Below are 17550 nucleotides of genomic sequence, written 5' to 3'. Positions count from 1 at the left end.
TTGAAATAATACTAAAAAAAAGGTAAAAACTGCTTAAAACTTATTGCGAACTTGCATTTTGATCTAAATTTTTCAAAAGAAGTGTTAAATCGGAAGCTTTCTTTGGATCCATTTTAGCCATAATAGAAGAAATTTTTCTAGGTTCTAAAGACAATAAAATTTTTGAAGCCTCATCTGCATCCATTTCACTTAATATACCTGCAACTGCAACATCTTTCATCTTAGCATAAATTTCAGTAATACGCCCCATTGTTTTATCATTAATTACTTGAAGGTTTTCTCTAGTAGCTTCTAATATGCGTTCATTTTGCTCTTTAAGAGTTTTTATTTGTTCTAAACTTGCATTAATATCTGCTTCTTTTTGAACCAAAGCTTGCATTTTTTCTTTTTGTAAAGCCTCAAAAGATGCTTTATATGCTTCCAAACTCTGCCTTGCCTCATCATATTCTCTAATTTGATCTTGCATTTGATCTTTTCTTGCTTCAAAATACTGCTCACAATTTTGCTGTGCATTTAAAATACCTATAAAAACTAATAAATATATAATTTTTTTCATCATTTTTCCTTGTTAAAATGTCTTGTTATAGCAAGTTCATCTATAAATTTTTCTTCTTCTTTTTGTAAAATTTTTCGAATTTTTTTTAACTCCTCATTTTCCAATGCTTTAATTTTTTCAAATTCCAAATGAGCTTTTTTATATAAATGCTGATAATGCATAAGTTCTTTCTTTGTTAAATCCAATTTTTGCTTTATCCTTTGCTTACCTTCTCTTGCAATTTCTTGTAATTTCAAAGAAGATCGCAAAAGTGTTATTGAACCTTTATCAGCTAAAGTTAAACTTTCACAAGCCTTAGAAGCTTCTTGTAATTCTTGCTCACATTGTAAAAGTTTTTGTCTTGTTTTAGTTAAATTAGCCTCTGCTTTATCAAGTTGTTGTTTTCTTAACTTTATCACAGAAGAATATTTATTTTTCATAAAATAATAGTATCTTCCCTTTCAGGACTTGTAGATATATAACCTACTTTAACCCCGCTTAATTCTTCTAAACGCTTAATGTATTTTTTTGCATTTTCAGGCAATAAATCATAATCCCTAATCCCTGCAACTTTGTCCCAGCCTTCCATTATCTCATAAATAGGTTTTGCATTTTCCAAATCACAAGGCACATAATCAATCACTTCTCCTTTATACTCATAAGCCTTGCAAATTTTTACATTTTCAAAACCATCTAATACATCAAGTTTCATTAATGATAAAGTATCTAAGCCATTTAATCTTGCAGTATATTTTACAGCAACTGCATCAAACCAGCCACACCTTCTTTTTCTACCTGTACTTACTCCAATTTCTTTACCAATAAGACCGATTTTTTCACCATCTTCTCCTAAGTCTTCACTTGGAAAAGCTCCATTTCCTACTCTTGTTGTATAAGCTTTTACTATGCCTATAACTTTACCGATTTCTTTTGGATTTAAACCCAAACCACTTAAAGCCCCAGCTGAAATAGTCGTTGAGCTAGTAACATAAGGATAAGTTCCATGATCAATATCAAGCATAGAACCTTGTGCACCTTCTAAAAGTATTTTTTTATCCTCATCTAAAGCCTTCCAAAGCATTCTTGTTGTATCTGTAATATATGGTGCAAGTACTTCTTTAAAGCGTTTTAAATCTTTTAAAATTTCATCATAACTAGGCATTGTAATACCTAAAACATCAAAATAAGTTTTTTTAAGTTCAAAATCTTTCATTAAGTTTTCACAAAGTTTTTCAGGCTCTAACAACTCCCCTACTCTATGTCCATTACGACTTATTTTATCTTCATAGCTTGGCCCTATACCTTTGCCTGTTGTTCCTATAGCTTTATCGCCTTTAAGTCTTTCTCTTGCTTGATCAATCAAAGCATGATGGTTTAAATTTAAATGAGCTCTATCGCTTATAAATAATCTTCCTTCTAAGTTTTCAAATTGAGCCATTTCGCTAATTAATACATCAGGATTAACTACAACTCCATTGCCTATAACATTAATACATTGCTTATTTAAAACACCAGATGGCATTAAATGTAAAGCATATCTTATACCATCAACCCATATAGTGTGACCTGCATTATGTCCGCCTGCACTCCTGCAAACATAGTCATAATTTTCACATAGCTTATCAACTATCTTACCCTTACCTTCATCACCCCATTGGATACCAACGACAATATCTGCTTTACTCATAAAAACTCCATTTTGACTTAAATTTGGCGAGAAGGTGAGAGAATCGAACTCCCCAAAAAGTAGTCAACTACCCTTTCATCTGATTTGAAGTCAGTGGCCATCACCAGATAAGCTAACCTTCCATAAAAGATATTATATCTTATATTTTTTAATTAAAACAAAAATTAAATGCATAAAGTTTTGATGTAAGATTAAGTAGATTATTAATTTTAAAAGATTATTTTTATAACCCTAAAGCTTGAAAACTTTAGGGTTTATTTTTAAAGATGTTTTAACATAGTTTCATAAGCTGCTTTAGTTCCTGGACGCACTTTAGTCACTAAACTTACCAAAATAATCACAACCGAAGCAGTTAAAAAGCCTGGTATGATTTCATATATTGGGAAGTTAAGCCAAGCACCTAAGAAATTTTTATAAGCTACTACCATCAAAGCTCCACTAATCATACCTGCAATAGCAGCATATCTTGTCATTCTTGACCAAAACAATGAAAAAAGCATTACAGAACCAAAGCTTGCACCAAATCCCGCCCAAGCATAAGCTACTATGCTTAACACACTTGAGTTTTTATCTGTTGAAATGATAAAAGCTATTACAGCTACTGCTAAAACTCCAAATCTACCTAAAGTCATTACCATTTTATTTGAAGCTTCTTTATTGAAAATTCTTTTATAAAAATCTTCTGCTATGGTTGAGCTTGAAACAAGTAATTGCGAACTTGCTGTACTCATAATAGCTGCTAAAATAGCACTAAGTAAAATACCTGCTATCCAAGGATTAAAAAGAAGTTGAGACATTACGATAAAAATCTTTTCAGGATCATTCAAACTAAGCTCAAATTTACTCACATAAGCTATACCTAAAATTCCTATCAAACAAGCACCAATTAAAGATATAACCATCCATGAAATTCCTACAAAAGTGGCAGTTGGGATATCTTTAGTAGATCTTATAGACATAAAACGCACTAAAATATGAGGTTGGCCAAAATAACCAAGCCCCCAAGAAAGCGCTGATACTATACCCAAAAAGCTTAATCCTTCTCCCATAGATAAAGTGCTTGGTTTAATCTCTCTAACTATATTCATAGCTTCATCAAATCCACCTAAGTGATAAATCATCACTATAGGAACTATTATCAAAGCACTCATCATTAAAAGGCCTTGAATTAAATCCGTCCAACAAACTGCCTTATATCCACCCAAAAATGTATAAGCAACGATTATCACAGTTCCTGTAGTTAAAGCATAATCATAAGCAATGCCAAAAGTAGCTTCAAAAAGTTTTGCTCCACCCACAAGCCCTGAGGAAACATAAAAAGTAAAGAAAATCAAAATAACAATAGCACAAACCACTCTTAATATATGCTTATCATCATCAAATCTTGTTTCAAAATAATCTGGAATTGTAATAGAATCTGCAATCACACTAGTATAAATTCTAAGTCTTTTTGCCACAAAAGCCCAGTTTAAAAACGCTCCTATGCTAAGTCCTATTGCGATATAACTTTCTGCTAAACCACTCACATATAAAGCGCCTGGTAAACCCATTAAAAGCCAACCGCTCATATCAGAAGCTCCTGCACTAAGTGCAGAAACCACAGGACCCATAGAACGACCGCCTAAAAAATAATCTTCTGAATTTTTATTTTGCTTATAAAAATAAAATCCAATAAAAAGCATTAATGCTGAATACGCCACAAACATTATGGCAATTTGGGTATTAATTTGAACTACCTCCATTTTGCACTCCTTTATTTATTTAATGCACGAATACCTAAATTTCCATAACGATGGAAAGATATGCTTAAAGCCTTTTCATTGTGATATAAAAGCAACTCAAAACGACCATTGATTAATGGCTTAGTATTAGCAATAACTTTTGCACAACTTGCTGCTTTTATGAAAACTGCATCATTTACATCTTGTGGTGCAAAATAACGAATTCTCTCATAATCAGCAATCTTAGCAAGGAAATTTTCTTCACTTTCTTTACATAATAAAGTTTTAGTGCTTATGCTTTGGTTTATTTTTTGCACTAAATCCATTTTTTCATGTTCATCATAACTTAATAAAAGATCAATATTTAGCACACTTGCTGCTAAAATTACACCCAAAATATCTTTTAAGCTATCATCTTTATGCACCCTATAGGCAATATTTTTCACTTTTGTATAAGAGAAAAGATTATCCTCACCTCTAATATTGACATAATCTTTCGCACTTGCAAATTCATTTTTAGCATGATAAGCATAGCTTCTTGCCATAGCTTTGATAACTTCTAATTCTGCTTTATCATTTGTGCTTAAGTCAAGATTTAAAGCATTTAATTTAGACACTAACTCATTGTCTAAAACATTTTGATCAACTTCACTTTGCTCAATATCCATAAATTGCGTGATGTAATTATAAATTCCAACCTTTCTACCAAAACCAATAGCAGATTTTTTAATACCACCAAAAGGCTGTCTAAGAACTATAGCTCCTGTTGTTGGTTTATTAATATATATATTTCCTGCTTCTATATGAGTGTGAAAATACTCCCACTCTCTTTCATCTAAACTTTCAAATCCTGCTGTAAGGCCATAACCTGTAGAATTTACTATTTCAATAGCTTCTTTTAAATCCTTTGCTTTCATTACGGTTAAAATTGGCGCAAAAAGCTCATTCATATGAGTAAAATCACCTTTTTTAGCGCCGTATTTAATACCTGGAGTTAAAAGATAAGGATTATCATCAATAAATTTAGGTTTTAAAGCCCAACTTTCATAAGGCGCTAATTCATTTATAGCTTTTTGTAATTTTGCATCGGGTTTATCAGCTAAAGCACCCAATTTATTTTTAAACACAAAAGGATTTCCAACTGCCATAGAACTTGCTGCATCTACTAAAGTCTTTTTAAATTCCTCATCCTCATAAACTTCTTCTTCTAAAACAAGCAAAGAAGTAGCTGAGCATTTTTGACCTGAATTTGAAAATGCTGAATGAATGATATTTTTAATCGCACTATCACGATCAGCAAATTTAGAAACAATAGTTGCGTTTTTACCACCTGTTTCAGCACTTAAAAGCAAGGTTGGATTGGCTTTGAGCATTGCATAAGCTGTTTCTTCACCACCAGTTAAAACTGAGAATTTAACACTTTGATCTATAAGTAAATATTTTGATATATCACTTCCTTTAGCAGGTAAGAAAATCAAAGCATCTTTTGGAATTCCTGCATCCCAAAAGCATTTACAAAGCATATAACCTGTTAACATTGATAAAGATGATGGTTTATATATCACTTTATTTCCTGCTGCTAAAGGCGCTGCTATAGTTCCTACTGAAATTCCTACTGGAAAATTCCATGGTGCAATCACCACGCCTATGCCTTTTGCTTTAAAAGTAGTATTTGGATTTTGTTCTTTTAATTTTTCTAAAGAATGCGGGTAAAATTCTAAAAAGTCTATTGCTTCGCTAACTTCTGGATCAATTTCTAAGAAAGTTTTTCCTACTTCTAAGGCTGCTATACCTATTAAATCGCCTCTGCGCTCTCTAACAAGTTGAGCAGTTTTGGCTAAAATTTTATAAATTTCATCATGACTTAAATCACTAAAATTTGAATTTTTAGCTACATCTAAAGCAAGCTCGATTTCTTTTTGGCCTGCTAAATGTGCTTTTCCTATGGTGTGATTTTTAATTTTATCTTTTACTTCTACAACTTGTAAATTTTCACCTTTAATTTCTTCTTTAATAACAGGATATACATCATAATTTTCTAAATTTTCATATTTAGCTCTTATACCCTTAGCCCATTCTCTATTGGCTTTTAAAATAAAATCTGTATCAGGCTCGTTTTTAAATTCTTTACTTTCATAAGAGCTAATAGCTTTTACTTCTTTATTTCTATCTTGAGTTCTATGAGTAGAATTATCAAGTGTTTTAATCCCTTCTAAAGATTTTACAAATAATTCTTTTTGTGCTTGCCAATTTTTATCATTAACTTTGAGATTGAAAAAATATCTCATGAAGTTATCTTCGCTAGTATTTTCATCAAGTCTTCTAACCAAATAAGCAATAGCATTGTTAAAATGAGCTTCATCACAAACTGGTGCATAAAGTATAAGATCATGCATCTTAGAAAGCTCATAAGAGCATTGCAAACTCATACCTTCAAGCATTTCAAAAGTAAAAGATGATAAAGCTCCAGCTTGTGAAATTCTAGTATAAGCATAAGCAATTTCAAATAAATTATGGCTTGCTATACCTACATTGATGTATTTATAATTATCCCCTTCTAAAACAAAATCTAACATTTTGTTATAGTTACTATCTGTATCAATTTTTTTATAAAAAGTTGGCAAAGCCCAACCTCTTTGTGAAGCTATGGTTTCTTCACTTTCCATATTAGCACCCTTAACAAAACGAATTTTAATAGGTTTCATACCTTTTAAAACCCTTTCTTTTGAGAAAGCAAAAAGTTTTTTCAAATATTCATAAGAATCAGGCAAATAAGCTTGCAAAACAATACCTGCTTTAATATCAAATTTAGAAACACTCTCCATAAAAGCTTCTACGGTTAATTCTAAGTCTCTAAATTCCTCCATATCAAGGTTTATAAATTTAGAAACACCTTGTTTTTTCTCTTCTTCTAAAGCAAGAGCGTATAATTTGTCTAATCTTTTTACCACCTCATCTTTAGAGTATTCAAAATCAATAATATTAATTTGGGAAAAAATTGTAGTAATTTTTATAGAAATATAAGTAATATAGCTTGTTTTTAAAGCTTCTTCATACTTTCGCATTCTATAAGCACTTTCAGCCTCGCCTAAAACTTCCTCTCCGATTAAATTTACATTTAAAGTGATTTTATCCTCATCTTTTCTTTTACGCATATGAGGCTCTAAAACGCTAGGATTTGCATCTAAAACCATAGCTTTTGTATCTTCTCTTAAATGTTTGATGAAAAATGGCACACTTAATTTTGGGGCAAATTTTCCAAAATTTAAGAACGAAAACAACAAGAATTTTTCAAAAGCACTGAAAAAATCTGCTATACCATATTTATTTAAAGTATGCTCTATAAGCTCAAAACTCGCACTTTTGTCCTTACATCTAAAAGAACGATCTAATAACTCAATTAACATCACTTTATTTTCTGGATTGTTTAAAAGTTTTTGCATTTTTGCATGAAATTCTTTTTCACTTTGAGAAATGTTACTTTCTATTTTTCTTTGTAACTCTTCTGCTAAAAGCAAAGCTTTTTGTATCATTTTTTCCTCCACCTTGATAGATAATATGTTTTTATGATACAAAAATTGCAAGAAAAATCAATTATTATTTATTTATAATTTAATTTTTTATGTAAAAAAGTAACAAATATAAACAAAATGGCTTATTATAAATAAAAAATTAGCATAATAATAAATAATTACGAGTATTTTTTACACACTCAGCAATAATTTTGGCTTCGATATTATGATCTTGTAGGATTTTAATGGCTTGTCTTGCTTCTTTTTCACTCATAGCAGCCAAAAGACCACCTGAAGTTTGAGGATCAAAATAAATTATATCATCTTCACATTCTTTAGAAATTTCAACCCAAGCTTTTAAAGCCTCTTTATTTGTATAAGCACCTGCTGGAATAATCCCCATATTAGCCATAGATAAAACTCCATCCATTAGCGGAATTTCATTTCTATACACTTTAATAGCTATATTATCATTTAACATTTCCTTTAAATGTCCCAAAACACCAAATCCCGTAACATCACTTAAAGCGTTTAATGATTTAAATTTGCTTAATACACGACTTGCATAAACATTTAAAAAACTCATTTGCTCACAAGCTTTAATAATTTGATTTTCTTCCAAAAAATTTGCTTTTATAGCAGTGCTAAGAATTCCACTTCCTATAGGTTTTGTTAGCAATATCACATCACCTTCTTTTGCACTATTATTAGCTATAAATTTTTTTGGATGCACCATGCCTGTTACACTAAGTCCAAAAATAAATTCATTATTTTCTATAGTGTGCCCACCAACTAAAATAGCTCCTGCTTCTTCAATCTTAGTCCTTGCTCCTTCTAAAACTTCAAGTAAAATTTCATTTGTAAAATGGCATGTATCAAAACCTACTATATTTAATGCATTAATAGCCTCAGCACCCATAGCAAAAATATCACTTAAAGCATTTGCAGCAGCAATAGCACCAAAATAATACGCACTATCTACTACTGGGGTGATAAAATCAAGTGTTTGAACCAAAGCTAAATCTTCATTTATTTTATAAACACTTGCATCTTCATTATTATTAATACCGCTTAAAACATTTGGATGAGGCTTTAATATACCAAGTATTTTGTCAAGACTCAACGAGTCTAATTTGGCAGCTCAACCTGCAGTTTTTACGAATTGAGTCAATTTTTGATTTTTATAAATCATAAAGAAATTATCTTTGCCTTTCCAAAAAGTTCATTTAAAATTTCATAGGCATTGCCTATTTTACCTATTTTAAGCTCATTGGTTTTACCAAAAAAATCCAAACACGCCCCACAACTATAAATTTCAACACCCAAATTTTCAAGCTCTTTCATAGCTTCAAAAGCCATATGCGAGCTATTAGTATTTATCAAAACACTATCATTAACACAAAGAATTTTTTTAGGCTTATTAGGTAGTTCTTTTAATGTCTTTAAAAAACCTAGCATTAAATTTTTTCCTAAATCACCTTCACCTACTTTATCACTTTTTAAAAATAAAACATTATATTCTAATAAATTTTGTTCTTGGTTTTGCTCTAAATTAAAATTTTTAACAATGCTAATAATACTTTCATCCTCTATTTCTTTAATATTAAAATCTAAATTTAAAGATTTTAAAAATCTTATAACATTTTCTTTTGAAGCTTGAGAATTCAAAAGAATTTCTAAATTTTCGTTTTGTTTTAAATTTTCCAAAGCTTTTTTAGCTTCTATCACAGGACGCGGACAAGCTAAATCTCTACAATCAATTTTCATTTTTAACCTTTTTTAGTTAATGATATATTTTTATAACTTGTAAGAAAATTAAGTCTTATCTTTTTCTTGACTTTTTTTAAAAAATAATTCTTTAAAGCGTTTATTGGTGTATTCTTCTACATCTTGCTGTAAAATTTTAAAATTATGGATTAATTCATAAGCTCTTGGTGTAAGCTTACTACCAGCATCACTTCCTCTTCCTTTTTTAGCAATAATTAGCTCTTCTTTCATATTTTCTTCTAAATCTTGTATATAAAGCCATGCTTTTTTGTAATTTATTCCTAATATTTTAGCTGCTTGAGATATGCTTCCACATTCTCCAATCAGTTCTAAAATATCTGTTTTACCTTTACCAAAAAGTAATTTTCCATCAGGATTTTCTATCCAAATTTTATTTTTAATATTAAATTTTTTACCTTTTTTTTCTTTAAAACACCCAAGTTCACAATGTTTAACTTCTATTTTATAAGCTCTTAAAGTCGCTCTAATATCAGCTGCATTAAAATTATCCATAAATTCTAAAGCATCTTTACATGCTATATAGCGTTTTTGATCTAATTTTGTTTCTATTTTTTCTAAAATTTCACTTTTTGCAATATTTTTATTTAACTTTCCAAATTGCCCTAATTCACAATCTGAAATTTTTATTCCTAACTCGTTTATAACTTTTTGAAATTCATCTTTGGAGTATTTTTTTAATAAATCTAGTGCTTTTTTGCATGGGAGCTTATTATTTTCATCAAGATTTTTTTGAATTTCTAAAATAAGTTCTTGCATATATTAACCCTAAAAAAATATTAAATAAAAAAGGGTGTATTAACACCCTTTAAATTATTTTGCATCAAGTCCTAAATTTTGGCCTTTAAGCAAAACTCTTTTTCTATACATTGCACTAACTTCAGCTGCATCACCAACTAAAAGTGCATTTGTAGAGCAAACTGCAGCACACATAGGCACTTTACCTTCTGCGATACGATTTTGCCCATAAAGCTCTCTTTCCTCATGAGAATTAGTAGGCTCAGGACCACCTGCACACATAGTACATTTATCCATTTCACCTTTAATACCAAATGCTCCATCTCTTGGAAATTGTGGGGCACCAAATGGACATGCATAAAGACAATACCCACAACCTATGCATGTTTTTTTATCATGTAAAACTATACCATCAGCTCTTATATAAAAGCATTTTACAGGACAAACTTGCTCACATGGAGCATCAGTGCAGTGCTGACAAGCAAGAGTTGTTGAAAACTCTTTGCCTTCTATACCTTCATTTAAAGTGATAACTTTTCTTCTATTAATCCCCACTGGCACTTCATGTGCACTTGAACAAGCTACTTGACAAGCAAAGCAAGAAATGCAGCGATTATTATCTACATAAAATTTCATTCTAGCCATAACTTACCCCTTAAGCCTTTTCAAGTCTGCAAAGTCCTGCATTAAATTCAGAAATTTGCGTATTTATATCAAAACCATAATTGGTAACCGTATTAGAACTTTCCCCTATAGTATAAGGTTTAGTTCCTTCTGGGTAATTATAACTTAAATCCACTCCTTGCATAATACCTGCAAAGTTATAAGGCAAGCAAATTCTATCTGGTGTAACAGAATGATTATGCACGCATTTTACTTTGATTTTAGTTCCTTGAGGAGAGTGAATCCACATCATATCCCCATCATTTATACCATATTTTAAAGCAAGCTCAGGATGGACATTAGCAAACATCTCAGGTGTGATTGCTGCAAGATATTTACTAGTTCGCTCAAGCATACCTGCACCACTTAAATTAACTAAACGCATACTTGAAATAATAGTTGGGAATTCTTTGCTCCAATCTGTCTTTTGTTGTTCGCTAATAAATTTACTTTCAACCCTAAAGTTTTTCTCTTGATCTCCCCAAGTAGGGTATTTTTTAACCAAATCCCAACGCGGAGAATGTAAAGGTTCTCTATGCAATGGAATAGGATCAGCAAATTCCCAAACTTTCATTCTAGCTCTAGCATTTCCTAAACAACATGCACTTTTTTCTCTACATTTTTCCAAGATAATACCTGAAATATCAGTGCTCCAACTAGCACCCATTAGTTCTTTTTCACTATCACTTAACTTGATATTAAAGACTTTTTCTATATTTGCTTTGGTAATTTGTGGATATCCACCCTTAACTTTACAACCTTTTGGAGTAAAGCTATCATCTGCCAATTGAGAATGTCCATCATGTTCTAAACCAAAACGATTTCTAAAGCCCATACCACCTTCTTCATAAGGAATATCTGTATTCCACATAATAGAAGTTCCCGGGTGTTTTTCATCCCAACATGGCCAAGGTAAACCATAATATTCGCCTTTTACTTCACCACCTAAGCCTCTTTGAGTATCTGGATCAAAATGCTCCCAATTTTGCTGATGTTTTCTTAAACGCTCAGCAGAAATTCCTCTTAAACCTATACTTAAAAGTCCATTACTCATTTCTCTTGTAGCATCATCAGGCCATATGAAATTATCATCATTATCATCTCTTGTTTGTATAAGCTTATGATCTTTTAATTCCATTTTCATACCGCGAGTATATTCTTTATAAAAACCAAATTTCTTAGCAAAAGCAAACATAATCTCTTGATCTTCTTTGCTTTCATAAATTGGTTTTATTACTTGAGAACGCCATTGCATTGCACGGTTGGTTGCGGTTACATAACCTTCTGTTTCAAATTGAGTACATGCAGGTATGATATAAATGCCATCAGGGCGATCTGCTAAAACCGCTACTTCATTTACAAACGGCTCAGCAATTACAATCATATCAAGTTTTTTTAGTGCTTCTTGAATTTTTACCGTATGTGCCATTGATGTGATACCTGTTCCTTGAACCCAAAGAACACGAATAGGTGAATTTGAATAAGTTTTTTCTTCATGTAAAACACCTTGCCACCATTTTGCTAGTGAAAAGCCTTTTTCATGCATCCATTCTTTAGAATAAAATCTTGAATTTAAATAATCTCTTTCAACATTCCATACATTTGAGAAATGATTCCACGCATCATCTGTTAAACCATAATAAGCTGGCAAAGTATCAGCTAAACATCCCATATCAGTAGCACCTTGAACATTATCATGACCTCTGATGATATTTGTTCCCGCACCTGGTTTACCTATATTTCCAAGAACAAGTTGCAAAATAGCTAAAATTCTTGTATTTGAACTACCTACTGAATGCTGAGTAATACCTAAAGCCCAAAATAGCGTGGCAGGCTTAATAGTAGCTAGCATTCTTGTGATTTTCTCAAGTTGAGCAGCACTAACACCTGTAACATCTTCTACAACCTCTGGAGTCCATTTAGCAGCTTCTGCTTTTATCTCTTCAACCCCATAAGTTCTAGTTTTGATTAATTCTTTATCTTCCCAACCATTTTTAAAAATCAAATGAAGCATACCATAAACTAATGCTATATCAGTTCCTGGACGAATTCTTACAAATTCATCTGCATGCACTGCAGTTTTTGTAAAAACAGGATCTACCACAACTAATTTAGCATTATTGCGATCTTTTGCTTGTAATAAATGCTTAAATCCAATAGGATTTGCAACGGCAGTATTTGCACCAAAAATAATCATCATTTTTGAGTGTTTAGTTACATCACCAAAATGATTTGTCATAGCGCCATAACCCCATGTATTCGCCACACCGGCGACTGTTGCGCTGTGTCAAATTCTAGCAACGTGGTCTATATTATTAGTTCCCCAAAATGCTGCAAATTTTCTAAAATAATAAGCTTGTTGATTATTAAATTTAGCTGAACCTAAAAACATAACACTATCTGGGCCATTTTCTTTACGAATTTCAAGCATTTTATCACCAATTTCATTGATAGCTTGTTCCCAAGTTAAACGCACCCATTTTCCATTTTCTTTTTTCATAGGATATTTAATGCGTTGTTTGGATTTAGTAAGATCGATTTGATCTATTCCTTTACAGCAATGTGATCCTTGTGAAATAGGATGTTCTATAGCGTTTTCTTGACGCACCCAAACACCATCTTGAACTTCTGCCTTAATCCCACAGCCTGCACTACAGATACTACAGATTGTTCTAACAATCTTAGAATCTGGATAAGGATTTGCCACCTCTTGCGCACTAGCAGCTCTAATAGCTTTATTCTCACTACCAAAAGCAGCGCTTCCAAGACCAGCAATACCAGCAAGCTTAAGAAAATTTCTTCTTGCTAATGCCATTACCTTTCCTTTCTCTTAATAAGCGATTTTGTAGTATTTTTCCCAATGCATAGTTTTTTTATAAAGCACTTCTTCTTTAGTACTTTTTCCCAAAACTACATTTTGCTCTTGATGATCTTCCTTTGCTAAAGCACTTACGCTAGCTCCGGCTACCACTCCTAAAGCACCAATTTTCAAAGATTTTTTTAGAAAATCCCTTCTTTGGTTAGCCTCCATGTTCTCTCCTTTGAAATAAAGTAAAGAATAATTTACAAAAGATTTATCTAAAGCTTTTGCATACTTAAACATGATAAATTTTGCATATTTTCACTTAAGATTTTATTTAATTTTTATTTTCATAAATAAGTTAATTTTGATAATATGTATTTTGGTAACAAAATACATATTGATTTTATAATTTGCTAAGTTCTTCTATATTTGTTTTGCTAAATTTAGTAGGAAGTCTTGGTTCATAAGGAAGTCTTTGTAAGGCTTCATCAGCAATGCTTTTTCCTTCTTTTTTAACTGGAGCTTGCACTTCTAAATAAGCTCTTTCATTTATAAAGAAAATTTTCATTATATTAGCAATACAGACATAAAAATTAGAATTTTTATGAATTTGTAATTTTTCAATAAATTCATCTATAACAGGATTTATCACAAAACGAAATAATTGCTGTGCTATCTTTAAATCATATTCTATAATACTTGCCATAAAAGCAAATAAAAATCCAAATTCATCTTCACTTTGTCTGCAATCTTCTTTTTTTCTAAATTTAGTTTTTCTAATAATCTCACAAGCTTGAAGTTTCATTTTTCCATCATCTCTGCCTTCATCATAAAAAGAAGCACTCATAGGAACATTAACATAAGAAAAATCAAAAAAAACAGCGTTTTGTTCTTCTTTAAAACTAACAAAATCACATTTACTAAGTTTTTCAAAATCAGAATTTAAATTTTCATCCAAAGGACTTTGTGCTAAAATCAAAACTTGCTCATGCCAAATTTTAAATTCATTTTCATCGATAAAATTAAATGCTTTGGAAAAAAATTCATAGAAATATTTGCGTGAAAGATCAATATCTTGTATCATAATTTTTTCCTTGTTATATTTTTATTTGATTATAACAAGGAAAATTTAAAAAAATCAAGTAGATTTAAAATTTTGTCCTAGAATCGTAACTAAAAGATGGATTAATTTGTTTTTTATCACTTAATTCTTTATACCAATAAGAATGCAAAATATAAACTTCCTCTTCCTCTTTATAACCACTAATCATAGAATGAATACTACCTTTAATAGCAAACACTGCCATATAAATATGTATAGCAAAAAATACTGCACATAAAATTCCTAAGATATTATGAATAATTGCTGAGGCTCTTAAAATATCTATATGAGAAATGCCAAAAATAGACTGCAAAGATGTAGAATTAAAATCAAGAAAAAACATAAATGCACCAGTAATTATCATCAAAAAGCCACCAAACACAGCTATATAATACCAAGATTTTTGTCCAAAATTAAATTTACCCGCAGGAACAGGCCTTTTTTCTTTACTTAAATATCCGCCAACTATCATCATCCATCTTAAATCATAGCTTGCAGGAAGCATTCTTTTAATCCAACACAAAAGCATAGGAATAATAGAAATAATAAACAAAATTGTCGCGATACCATGTAAATTCTTACACATGCGAACAAAAAATCCGCCTCCAAAATATGAACCAAAAATCATAATAAGTCCAGTTGGAACAAGTATAATCCAAGAAATAGCAGCTACAAAATGAAACAATCTTTCAAAAACAGAAAATGCATAAATTTTCTTTCCATCATGAGAAAATTTCTTTGGTCCTATAACCATATAATGCAACGCAAAAGCCGAAACAACACCAATTAGTATAATCAAAGCAGCACTTGCTATATACTCGCCTTGTAATTTAGTCCACAAAGCACCAAAATTTTGATAACTTTCTATATTTACTACTCTTTGAACACCCCAAATTTGAGTATCTTTAAGTTCAAAATTTTCTTGAGCAAATAAAAAGTTAAAACAGGCTAAAAGAGCTAGTATAACTCTATACATTAATCACTCCTAAGACATTACAAGCTAGCAAAAAGCTTAGCATTGTAGTTTTGTTAATTTTTAATTTCATTTTCTATTTTAAAAAAAGTTTTATTTAAAAAACATAAAATTATAAAAAACTCAAAAGAAATATTACTTTTAGTTTCGTTTTGAGTAGTTTTTATAGTCAAACTCCCTAATCATAGATAAATTCTCTTTTTTATCTAAAAGCATTAGATTGGGTAGTTTTATGCCATTAAAAGTAGTGTTTTTCACTATAGAATAATGTGCCTGATCTAAAAAAACTATCTTTTGTCCTATATTAAGCTTTTCTTTAAAAGCATATTCTCCCATTATATCACCTGCTAAGCAAGTATTTCCACCGAGTAAATAAGCAAATTCATTTTCTTTTAAATCGCTGTAATTTTCTCCATCACGACTGGATAAAATTCTCGCATTTAAAACTTCACTAGTATAAGGCATTATTATAGTATCTGGCATATGAGCTTCGCTTGAAGTATCTAAAATAGCAATTTGCTTTTCATTATCTACTATATCAACTACACTAGCTACTAAAGTCCCACATTGCCACCCCACTGCTTCACCTGGTTCAAGATAAACTTGCACACCATATTTATCAGCAAATCTTTTACATAAATTTATAAGCTTTTGCGTGTCGTATCCTTTTTTAGTTATGTGATGGCCTCCGCCAAAATTTATCCATTTCATTTTTTTGATATATTTTTCAAATTTATTTTCAAAAGCATTTAACACAAGCTCCAAAGAATGCGCACTTTCTTCACATAATGCATGAAAATGCAATCCACTTACACCATCTAAATTTTCATTTTCAAAATCTATCGCACGAATTCCTAGCCTTGAATACCTTCCACAAGGATTATAAAGCTCTTTTGGGGCTAGCGAAATTTCAGGATTTACTCTTAGTCCTATGCTTTTTATTTTTGCTTTTTCTTTGTATTTATTAAATTGATTAAAAGAATTAAACACTAAATGATTAGAAAGCTTTATAATCTCATCTATTTCATCATCTTTAAAAGCGGGTGAAAAAGTATGAATTTCTTTATCCATAAATTCTTTTGCATATTTTGCTTCCCAAAGCCCACTACAAGTGCATCCTGATAAATACTCACCTACTATATCCATAGTTCCTGAAAAAGCAAAACCTTTTAAAGCTAGCAAAATTTTTGCACCACTTTGCTCGCCTACTTTAGCTAAGAGTTCGCAATTTTTTCTAAGTTTATCTTCTTCTATTACATAAGCTGGAGTGGGGAAATTTTTATCAAGATGATTTTGAATTTGCATGATAATCCTTTAAATTTTTTTGATATTATATAAATTAATCAATAATTTTTAGGAAATTACATGGTAAAAATAGAATTTTTAGGGCCAATAAATAAAGATAGCATAGAGCTTGATGTAAAAAATTTAAAAGAATTAAAACAAATTTTACAAAAAGATGAAAGTTTGAAAGAATGGTTAGAACTTTGTGCTATATCTTTAAATGATGAAATGGTATTTGATGAGAATGTAAATTTTAAAAATGGAGATAAAATTTGCCTACTTCCGCCAGTTTGTGGAGGTTGATAAATGTTTGAGTTATACAACGGGGCTTTAAATATAAATCAAATTTATACTAAATGGTATGATTTTTCAAAAGATAAAAATTGTGGTGCATTAATAACATTTTGTGGCATAGTAAGAAATGAAGATGGCATAAGCGCATTAAGCTTTGATATATATGAACCTTTGCTTAAAAATTGGTTTGAAAAATGGTGCGAAAAAGTAAAAAATGATAATGTAATTTTAATGTTTGCTCACTCCATTGGTGAAGTTAAAGTGCATGAAAGCTCTTATTTTGCTGGAGTTTTAAGCAAACAAAGAAAGCTAGGATTAAAGCTTATAAATGATTTTGTAGAAGATTTTAAAGCTAGTGCGCCTATTTGGAAATATGATATTGTAAATGGAGAAAAAATTTACGCAAAAGAACGCTCTTTAAAACTTAAAGGCGCTGGAATTTTAAAGGATTAA

The 17550-nt window shown here is 30.7% G+C and carries 16 protein-coding genes and 1 tRNA gene; 2 read left to right on the top strand and 15 right to left on the bottom strand.

The features are described from left to right. Positions 1–40: 40 nt before the first annotated feature. The 15 genes from CPEL_RS01875 to nspC all read right to left on the bottom strand — a co-directional run bounded on the left by CPEL_RS01875 (position 41) and on the right by nspC (position 16824). The gene (locus CPEL_RS01875; protein WP_044598384.1) at positions 41–559 is read right to left on the bottom strand and encodes a MotE family protein; all 519 of its coding nucleotides are present in this window, start codon (positions 557–559) and stop codon (positions 41–43) included. Then, complete coding sequence (locus tag CPEL_RS01870) at positions 556–975, bottom strand: flagellar FliJ family protein (RefSeq protein WP_044598383.1); 420 nt, start codon at positions 973–975, stop codon at positions 556–558. The genes CPEL_RS01875 and CPEL_RS01870 overlap by 4 nt, the downstream gene beginning before the upstream one ends. Then, positions 972–2222 carry an adenylosuccinate synthase gene (locus CPEL_RS01865; RefSeq protein ID WP_044598382.1) on the bottom strand — a complete coding sequence of 417 codons (1251 nt, stop codon included), beginning with the start codon at positions 2220–2222 and terminating at the stop codon, positions 972–974. The genes CPEL_RS01870 and CPEL_RS01865 overlap by 4 nt, the downstream gene beginning before the upstream one ends. A gap of 24 nt (positions 2223–2246) precedes the next feature. Further along, a tRNA-Sec gene (locus tag CPEL_RS01860) sits at positions 2247–2344 on the bottom strand. Positions 2345–2482: 138 nt separating this feature from the next. Then, positions 2483–3964 (bottom strand): sodium/proline symporter PutP, encoded by a 1482-nt coding sequence (gene putP, locus CPEL_RS01855; RefSeq protein ID WP_044598381.1) that lies wholly within the window; start codon positions 3962–3964, stop codon positions 2483–2485. A gap of 11 nt (positions 3965–3975) precedes the next feature. Next, positions 3976–7476, bottom strand: coding sequence for a proline dehydrogenase / 1-pyrroline-5-carboxylate dehydrogenase (locus CPEL_RS01850; RefSeq protein WP_044598380.1), 3501 nt, complete (start codon positions 7474–7476; stop codon positions 3976–3978). A gap of 139 nt (positions 7477–7615) precedes the next feature. Then, on the bottom strand, positions 7616–8647 hold the full coding sequence (selD, locus tag CPEL_RS01845) for a selenide, water dikinase SelD (RefSeq protein ID WP_084083548.1): 1032 nt from the start codon (positions 8645–8647) through the stop codon (positions 7616–7618). Then, positions 8644–9222, bottom strand: coding sequence for a sulfurtransferase-like selenium metabolism protein YedF (gene yedF / locus CPEL_RS01840; protein ID WP_044598379.1), 579 nt, complete (start codon positions 9220–9222; stop codon positions 8644–8646). The genes selD and yedF overlap by 4 nt, the downstream gene beginning before the upstream one ends. Before the next feature lie 48 nt (positions 9223–9270). Then, positions 9271–9999, bottom strand: a complete 729-nt coding sequence (locus CPEL_RS01835) for a ModE repressor domain protein (protein WP_044598378.1) — start codon at positions 9997–9999, stop codon at positions 9271–9273. Between the two features lie 54 nt (positions 10000–10053). Beyond that, entirely contained in the window at positions 10054–10623 is a 570-nt protein-coding gene (gene fdh3B / locus CPEL_RS01830) for a formate dehydrogenase FDH3 subunit beta (RefSeq protein ID WP_039662920.1), read from the bottom strand. Positions 10624–10633: 10 nt separating this feature from the next. Then, entirely contained in the window at positions 10634–13456 is a 2823-nt protein-coding gene (locus tag CPEL_RS01825) for a formate dehydrogenase subunit alpha (protein ID WP_147576117.1), read from the bottom strand. A 15-nt stretch (positions 13457–13471) separates the two neighbouring features. Beyond that, complete coding sequence (locus CPEL_RS01815; RefSeq protein ID WP_044598375.1) at positions 13472–13672, bottom strand: twin-arginine translocation signal domain-containing protein; 201 nt, start codon at positions 13670–13672, stop codon at positions 13472–13474. A gap of 175 nt (positions 13673–13847) precedes the next feature. After that, positions 13848–14528, bottom strand: a complete 681-nt coding sequence (locus CPEL_RS01810) for a TorD/DmsD family molecular chaperone (protein WP_049984559.1) — start codon at positions 14526–14528, stop codon at positions 13848–13850. 64 nt (positions 14529–14592) lie between these two features. Further along, positions 14593–15522: a formate dehydrogenase subunit gamma gene (locus CPEL_RS01805; protein ID WP_044598374.1), complete on the bottom strand. Its 930-nt coding sequence runs from the start codon at positions 15520–15522 to the stop codon at positions 14593–14595. A 138-nt stretch (positions 15523–15660) separates the two neighbouring features. Further along, positions 15661–16824: a carboxynorspermidine decarboxylase gene (nspC, locus tag CPEL_RS01800; RefSeq protein ID WP_044598373.1), complete on the bottom strand. Its 1164-nt coding sequence runs from the start codon at positions 16822–16824 to the stop codon at positions 15661–15663. Positions 16825–16884: 60 nt separating this feature from the next. On the opposite strand from nspC, the gene CPEL_RS01795 reads away from it, so the two are divergent. Both CPEL_RS01795 and CPEL_RS01790 read left to right on the top strand, forming a co-directional pair. Then, positions 16885–17106 (top strand): MoaD/ThiS family protein, encoded by a 222-nt coding sequence (locus tag CPEL_RS01795; RefSeq protein WP_044598372.1) that lies wholly within the window; start codon positions 16885–16887, stop codon positions 17104–17106. A 3-nt stretch (positions 17107–17109) separates the two neighbouring features. Next, positions 17110–17550 (top strand): molybdopterin synthase catalytic subunit, encoded by a 441-nt coding sequence (locus CPEL_RS01790; RefSeq protein ID WP_044598371.1) that lies wholly within the window; start codon positions 17110–17112, stop codon positions 17548–17550.

It is taken from the genome of Campylobacter peloridis LMG 23910 (assembly GCF_000816785.1).
GTDB classification, from domain to species: domain Bacteria; phylum Campylobacterota; class Campylobacteria; order Campylobacterales; family Campylobacteraceae; genus Campylobacter_D; species Campylobacter_D peloridis.
This window is presented reverse-complemented; position numbering and strand designations above follow the sequence as displayed.